General features: G+C 31.7%; 4 protein-coding genes. 1 reads left to right on the forward strand and 3 read right to left on the reverse strand.

Annotation, left to right across the window (positions count from 1 at the left end; genetic code table 11):
* Positions 1–173: 173 nt before the first annotated feature.
* Complete coding sequence (locus FE394_RS19360; RefSeq protein ID WP_319927943.1) at positions 174–653, forward strand: Hcp family type VI secretion system effector; 480 nt, start codon at positions 174–176, stop codon at positions 651–653.
* 28 nt (positions 654–681) lie between these two features.
* On the opposite strand, the gene FE394_RS19365 is transcribed toward FE394_RS19360, so the two are convergent.
* The 3 genes from FE394_RS19365 to FE394_RS19375 all read right to left on the reverse strand — a co-directional run.
* Complete coding sequence (locus tag FE394_RS19365) at positions 682–1,083, reverse strand: DUF1240 domain-containing protein (RefSeq protein WP_319927944.1); 402 nt, start codon at positions 1,081–1,083, stop codon at positions 682–684.
* A gap of 34 nt (positions 1,084–1,117) precedes the next feature.
* The gene (locus FE394_RS19370) at positions 1,118–2,005 is read right to left on the reverse strand and encodes a hypothetical protein (protein ID WP_319927945.1); all 888 of its coding nucleotides are present in this window, start codon (positions 2,003–2,005) and stop codon (positions 1,118–1,120) included.
* Between the two features lie 68 nt (positions 2,006–2,073).
* A partial coding sequence (locus tag FE394_RS19375) for a hypothetical protein (RefSeq protein WP_319927946.1) occupies positions 2,074–2,258 on the reverse strand: 185 nt, incomplete at its 5' end.

Below are 2,258 nucleotides of genomic sequence, written 5' to 3' on the forward strand. Positions count from 1 at the left end.
ATTGGGGGTTCTTCCACAGGACCCCATTTAGTAAAATATTCAACTATTATAGATATCTAATCAAAAGAAATTTGAACAGGTATTTTTTGTGCTTGATGATACTATCGACATTATTCTTAACATGTTAAATTACTCCTCTAATATACTTAAACAAAGTCAGGGTGGTAACCAATATGTCATATATGATATATTTATCATTGAATGGTAAAAAACAAGGATTAATTTCATCAGGCTGTTCAACATTAGATTCCATAGGAAATAGGTACCAAAAAGGACACGAAAACCAAATACAGATACTCAGTTTAAATCATGCGGTATCACGTCAGCAGAACGTTAGCCATCAGCCAATACAATTCATTAAACCAATCGATAAATCATCGCCGCTACTGGCCATGGCCATAGATTCCAACGAATCAATGGATGGAAGCTTTATTTTTTATAGAACGAGTCAAGCAGGACAGTTAGAACTATTCTACGAAGTAAAAATAACAGAAGCAACTATCATTGATATATCTTGCATCTATCCTCATTCGATAAATGATCATGACATGATGCCATATGAAAAAGTTACATTAAATTATAAATCCATAACATGGAATCATATAACGGCAGGTACATCTGCCTATAGTATATGGGAAGACAGAGTCTACTAAAAAATCTAAGCATATGTTATACATATGCTTAGCGACACATTTCCGGATATTTCACATATTTATTTAGTGAGACAACTGACATTTGTTCACAAACAATATATCCTTCCGCCTTAAACTTTGAATCCAAATACCAAGAAAATGGAAAACTAAAAAGAAAAAAAACAAAAAAAATGATAGTAAGTATCTTTATTAGTTTATTATTAAGCTTCATGGTTTTTGATGAAATACTATAATAAAAAGCGCATGAGAACATATATATAAAAAGTGGAGAACCGGATATAATAGCAATGGATTTCCAAGAAAAATTTATTTCATTACTTCTATTAAGAATGGAAATTATATCATTAAAAATAAATACATTACAAAACACCATAGCTAAAACCAAAGAAAAAGAACCTATTACAATAATGTTTTTATTATTATTTTCCATGTAAACCTCTTTACCATCAGAATTAAATTATCATTTAATCAAAGTTAATTTTTTGACAAGGGTAACCAAATGGTTGAATGCAGGGTCTAGGATGTTTAGCTGCCAATTGGTCCATTTTACGCATGTGATCTATCAGAGATTTACTTAATTCAAATTTATTATCAATATAATATAATAGAGTCCCAACCAAAATACCAGCCAAGATTGCCACGGCACTCACAGCAAGTACATAAGTACCCGCAGTTATAAACATTCCCGCAGCACTTGCAACTACAATACCAGCCAAAAATCCAACGGCTGTTTTTGCCGCATCCATGGTTATATTTCCATAGAAGTTATAAATATCATATTCATCTCTAAACGCCAATTCTAATAGCCTATAAGCGGCAGCAACATAAACAACTTTCCTAGTTCCATCAATGACAGCATTTCTCATTCCTTGTGTACCTATACCCATGTCTATTATTTTCCAATTATTCGAAAGATATTTAGCAGCTGTTAAAAACTTTCTTACACCTATTCGTCCGGTTAACTTGATGCTTCTATTACCGTATCTATCAACAAACTCAGTAACTTTAACTCCAAAATAACTACTGAGCTCTTTTGATAAATTAAAAAATCCAATAGCATCAATAATATTACCTGTAAATGATGTAACAAAATCCGCACATAAAAAACCAGTTTCTTTCCATGATGAATTAGGGTTTGGTCCACATATATTTTTTACTACTTTGATAGCTTCTTCAAATGTTAACAAAACATAAATGTCCTCATTGTCACTTAATTTTTTTTGAAGTTCATTTTGAAGTTCAGAATACCTCCTATCTCTTATTAATTTGCTCTCACTTAAAGGTATTAATGTTCCATTTTCAACAGCAATAGAACCCTCCATAAATGCTCTTTCAAATTCACGTCTACTCATTTAATACCCCCTAAAATTACATAACATAATAATTTATTGACATTCTTCTCATATTTTATCGGATTCTGCTATTTTTTCTTTAATTTTTCGGAATTATCGGGTGACTTATTCAGTTTATGTTCCAATGCACCAATTTGTTTTCTTAACTCCCCAACTTGATTGTAAGTACCTACCATTGCATTGAAGTTCCGATCAATCGATTGACTAAAAAATAATTTGGCACTGAAAGGGGCCCTGTGGAAGAACCCCCAAT

Source organism: Xenorhabdus littoralis, from assembly GCF_033949345.1.
In the GTDB taxonomy this organism is placed as follows: domain Bacteria; phylum Pseudomonadota; class Gammaproteobacteria; order Enterobacterales; family Enterobacteriaceae; genus Xenorhabdus; species Xenorhabdus littoralis.